This is a genomic window from Oceanospirillum linum, from assembly GCF_001995095.2.
Classification (GTDB): Bacteria; Pseudomonadota; Gammaproteobacteria; order Pseudomonadales; family Halomonadaceae; genus Oceanospirillum; species Oceanospirillum linum.
This window is the reverse complement of sequence record NZ_MTSD02000041.1, coordinates 1-599: the sequence shown is the minus strand read 5'-3', so window position 1 is coordinate 599 and position 599 is coordinate 1. Positions and strand designations below refer to the sequence as shown.

The 599-nt window shown below is 42.6% G+C and carries 2 protein-coding genes; both read right to left on the bottom strand.

The window, feature by feature from the left end; all coding sequences use genetic code 11:
- The coding region (locus BTA35_RS16530) for a phage distal tail protein domain-containing protein (protein WP_202931297.1) at positions 1 to 275 on the bottom strand (275 nt) is incomplete at its 3' end.
- A partial coding sequence (locus tag BTA35_RS16525; protein WP_202931296.1) for a hypothetical protein occupies positions 272 to 599 on the bottom strand: 328 nt, incomplete at its 5' end. The genes BTA35_RS16525 and BTA35_RS16530, both read right to left, overlap by 4 nt.

Sequence of the window (599 nt, the reverse complement as noted above, 5' to 3'; positions counted from 1 at the left end):
TCATAATACAGACGGTAGGGTGGCTTGTTTAGAAATTGGACAAACTCACTGTATCTTTGGTAGGATTCGCCCGTTTCTGCGCCAAATAAGATATTGATAGTAAATTGTTTGGCGTTTAATGCTTTACCACCAGACAAAAACGTGGCGTTAGATCCATACAAATCATTATCAAAAGAAACACCCAGACCTTCCGGGCTAAAGCCGAAAAAGTCTAGGTTGTTGAGGAAATCAATCATATCGTTTTTGGAGTTATAAAGCCGAATTTGTCGTATCATGATTGAATCCTCCTTACAATTATTTTTTCTACTTCACGGGCAATGGCTTTAGCACCATTGCCTTGTGTGTTAACGGTGATACTTAGGTTTGTGCCGGAGCTTGCGCCGCTAGCCATTAACATCGGCATGGTTGGCGATGCAAGCTGGATTGATTGCCCTTTTGAGTTCGTCATTTTACCGCTAAAACTAAAGTCGCCAGACCCTTTCAAGGCGTTCCATTTTTCAGACACCCAAGACTTAGCCGACTCAAATGCGCTAGAAATCTTGTTATGGATTGCGTCACCTAGGCCAGTAATTCCAGCCACAATACCATCTACGATTGAC